The 3825-nt window shown below is 74.8% G+C and carries 2 protein-coding genes; both read left to right on the top strand.

The features are described 5' to 3' along the window. The first annotated feature begins 318 nt into the window (after positions 1 to 318). Positions 319 to 1605, top strand: a complete 1287-nt coding sequence (locus ACFWUQ_RS31265; protein ID WP_384544763.1) for a DUF6777 domain-containing protein — start codon at positions 319 to 321, stop codon at positions 1603 to 1605. Positions 1606 to 1612: 7 nt separating this feature from the next. Then, complete coding sequence (locus ACFWUQ_RS31260; protein WP_384544761.1) at positions 1613 to 3682, top strand: SpoIIE family protein phosphatase; 2070 nt, start codon at positions 1613 to 1615, stop codon at positions 3680 to 3682. Positions 3683 to 3825 lie beyond the last annotated feature (143 nt).

The raw sequence follows: 3825 nt of genomic DNA, 5'->3' as shown, positions 1-3825 counted from the left end.
GTGCCGGCCGGGCGGGCCGGGCGGTCGGGGCGGTCGGGGCGGCGGGGGCCGGGCCGGCGGGGGCCGGGGGTGTCGGGGTGTCGGCGAGCCGGGGTGTCGAGCGTCCGGGCGGCTGGAGCCGGCCCGGCGGTACCCCGAGCCCTTGAACCCGTTCAGTGCGGCCCCGAGCCCCCGCACCCCCGCACCCCCGCGCCCCCGCGCCGGCTCCACGTGCGGCCCTTCGGCCGAGTGGCTCCCCGTCCCGGGGATCTCCGGTTGCGGGGCGCGCGGGCATGCGGCAGACAAGAGGAATCAACCGGGGCGAAAAGGGAGATACACGTGGACGCACCGACACCTCCGACACCTCGTCAGGCGCCGCGTCGTCACGCACCCGCCGGCGCGGCCCTCTTCGCGGTCCTCGGGCTGTTCGCGGTCTCCTGCGGCGGATCGGAGGAGCGCCCCAGCACCCCCGGACCGGAGAGCCAGGACGTCCACCTCCAGCCCGTGGCCTCCGCCGGGCCGGCCCCCTTCACCGCGTCCTCCGCCATGGCCGAGTCCGCCCCCGTACAGCCGCCGCTGCCCAACCCGACGGGCGAGGGCATCCGTACCGTCAACGCCGCCACCCCCGGGCTCTACGGCGGCACCCACCGGCTGGGCAGCTGCGACGTGGAGCAGCAGGTCCGCTTCCTGACGTCCGACGAGGCCAAGGCCCAGGCCTTCGCCCGGGCCTCCGACATCGAACAGGCGAAGATCCCCGACTTCCTGCGCGGACTCACCCCCGTCGTGCTCCGCGCGGACACCCGGGTCACCAATCACGGCTTCCGCGAGGGCCGGGCCGACGGCTACCAGTCCGTCCTGCAGGCCGGCACCGCCGTCCTCGTCGACGGCTACGGGATGCCCCGGGTCCGCTGCGGCTGCGGCAATCCGCTGCTCCCACCGCGCGCCCCGAAGGGCTCCCCGGTGCACAAGGGCGAACCCTGGAACGGGTACCAGCCCAACCAGGTCGTCGTCATCGAGCCCACCACCCGGCTCATCGACAACCTGGTGATCGTCAACATCGCCGACAACACCTGGATCGAGCGCAAGGCCGGCGACGACGGGGCCCAGGACCGGGCCCCGCGGGTGGCGCCCCCGTTCGACCCCGCCGACGGCATCCCGGCCGGACCCGGTACCCCGCCCGGTGACCCCTGCAAGGACCCCGTCACCAACAGCCTCGCCCGCACCGCGCCCCCCACCCCGCCCGACGGCAGCCCCGTCAGCCCTGCCGCGCCGCCGACCCCGGGGGCGACGGACTGCCCGCCGAGCCCGCCCGCCGGGGAACCGCAGCAGCGACCGGACGCGCCGCCGAGGCCGGACGGGCCGCAGCAGCCCCCGTCCGAGGGCCCCTCGGACCCGCGGTCCGAGTTCCCGTCCGAGGACCCGTCCGGCCTGCCGCCCGAGGTCCAGCCGGACCCGGACCTCCCGGCGGACCCCGACGGATCGAGCGAGCAGCCGGCCGATCCGTACGCGCCCTCGGACCCGTACGCGCCCTCCGACCCGAACGACCCCTCCGACCCGTACGCCCCGGCCGTCCCGGACGAGCAGTCGTGGCCCTCGGACCCCGGAGCCTCGCTGGAGAGCGCCTGACCGGCCCGTGTGTCATGGTGGATCGGTGCCGACCGCCGTATCACTGCCGGACGACTGGCCCGCACACCCGGACCAGTCGCTGTCGCTGAACCGGATGGGCAGTTTCGACTGGGACCTGCTCACCGGGCTCATGCACATGGACGAGGCGGCGCTGGACGTCTTCGACACAGCCCCGGACGAGTACGCCGGCCGGCCCGCGTCGCTGAGCGCCCGCGTGCCGCCGGCCGAGGCGGCCCGGCTCGACGCCCTCGTCTCCAGCGCCCTCAAGAGCGGCGTGGACAGCTACGGCGCCTACTTCCGTATCCGCTGCCGGGACGGGCGGCTGCGCTGGACCCACACCCAGGGCCGCGTCATGCGGGGCCAGGACGGGCGCCCGTACCGCATCATCGGGATCGTCCGGGACGCCACGGAGGAACTGAGCCATTCCGCGGAACGCCTCGGGCTCGACGAGGAACGCCGCCGGCAGACGTCGGTGGTCGAGAGCACCACCGCCGCCCTGGCCCACGCCCGTACCGTGCAGGACGTCATCGACGCGCTCGGCGACGCCCACGGCCTGGAGCGGCTCGGCTCGATGGGCATGGTCATGGGACTCGTCGAGGCGGGCCGCATCCACCTGGTGGCGGAAGGGCCCGTGGACAGCTTCGTCCCCGGCACCCGCTACACCCGCGTCGACGAGCAGTACCCGATGAGCGAGGTCGTCCGCTCGCTCCAGCCCCGCTTCCTCGACTCGGCCGAGGAGTTCGCCGAGGGGTATCCCGAGCTCTGGGCCAAGATCTCGTACATGGACATCTCGGCGGCCGCGTACCTGCCGCTGATCGCCCAGGCCCGGCCGATCGGCGCGATCGGACTGCTCTACCAGGACAAGGACGGCTTCACCCAGGACGAGCGGAACCTGCTCGTCGCCCTGGGCAGCAGCATCGCGCAGAGCCTCCAGCGGGCGATGCTGCTGGAGCAGGAGCACGACCTCGCGGAGGGCCTGCAGCAGGCCATGCTGCCGCGGCGCATACCGTCGGTGCCGGGGGCGGAGATCGCCGTCCGGTACCGCTCCGCCCGGATGGGCCAGGACATCGGCGGCGACTGGTACGACGTCATCCCGCTGCCCGGCGGACGGGTGGGCGCGGTCATCGGCGACGTCCAGGGCCATGACACGCACGCCGCGGCGGTGATGGGCCAGCTGCGGATCGTGCTGCGCGCCTACGCCGCCGAGGGGCACTCGCCGGCCACCGTCATGGCGCGGGCCTCCGTCTTCCTCCACGAACTGGACACCGAGCGCTTCGCCACCTGCACGTACGCGGAGGCCGACCTGTCGACGGGCGTGCTCCAGATGGTCCGCGCCGGCCATATCGACCCGCTTGTGCGCACCCGGGACGGCGAGTGCCGCATCCTGCCGGTGAGCGGCGGCATGCCGCTCGGCCTCTCGGCGGAGTTCGGGCGGCTGGAGTACCCGGTGACCACGGCGGAGCTCGACCCGGGAGAAACGCTCCTGCTGTGCACGGACGGCCTGGTGGAACAACCCGGCGCCGACCTCGACGACGGCATCGGGCTGCTGGCCTCGCTGGTCCGCGGCGGCCCGGCGGACCTGCAGATGCTCGCCGACCGGCTGTGCGGGGTCGTCGACGAGCGGGGCGGGGACGACGACATGGCGCTGCTCCTGCTGCGGCGCCGCGTCGACGACACCCCGAGGGGCGGCGTGCGGGGCCGCCTGCAGCAGCACGTGGCACCGGGGGACCCCGAGGGGCTGGTGGCGGCCCGTCACATGATCGGAGCGGCGGTACGGGCGTGGGGGGCGCGGGAGCGGTCCGACGAGATCGAGCTCGTCGCGGACGAACTGATCGTGAACGCGCTGATGCACACGGACGGGCCGGCCATCGTGACCCTGCGCGTCCTGGCGGGGCCGCAGCGGCGCCTGCGCGTGGAGGTGGCGGACCGCTCCAGCGCGTTGCCGCGGCGGCGGGAGGCGGGGGAGGCGGGGGTGTCGGGGCGGGGGCTGATGCTGGTGGACCGGCTGGCGGATGTGTGGGGGGTGGAGCCTCGGGGGAGCGGGAAGTGTGTGTGGTGCGAGTTCGTCATGGGCTGACGGGGGGTTGGCGGCGGTGCGGGGCGGGGCGGTGGCGGTGCGGGGCGGGTGATGGCGGTTGTGGCGGCTGGTCGGTGTTTTTTGCGGGGCGGGGGTTGTTGGCGGGGGTGGTGGGGGGTCGGGGTCGGGGTGGGGTGTTGTCC

The sequence above is a fragment of the Streptomyces sp. NPDC058662 genome (assembly GCF_042716255.1).
In the GTDB taxonomy this organism is placed as follows: Bacteria; Actinomycetota; Actinomycetes; order Streptomycetales; family Streptomycetaceae; genus Streptomyces.
The sequence above is the reverse complement of the archived record's forward strand: the minus strand, read 5'-3'. Positions and strand labels throughout refer to the sequence as shown.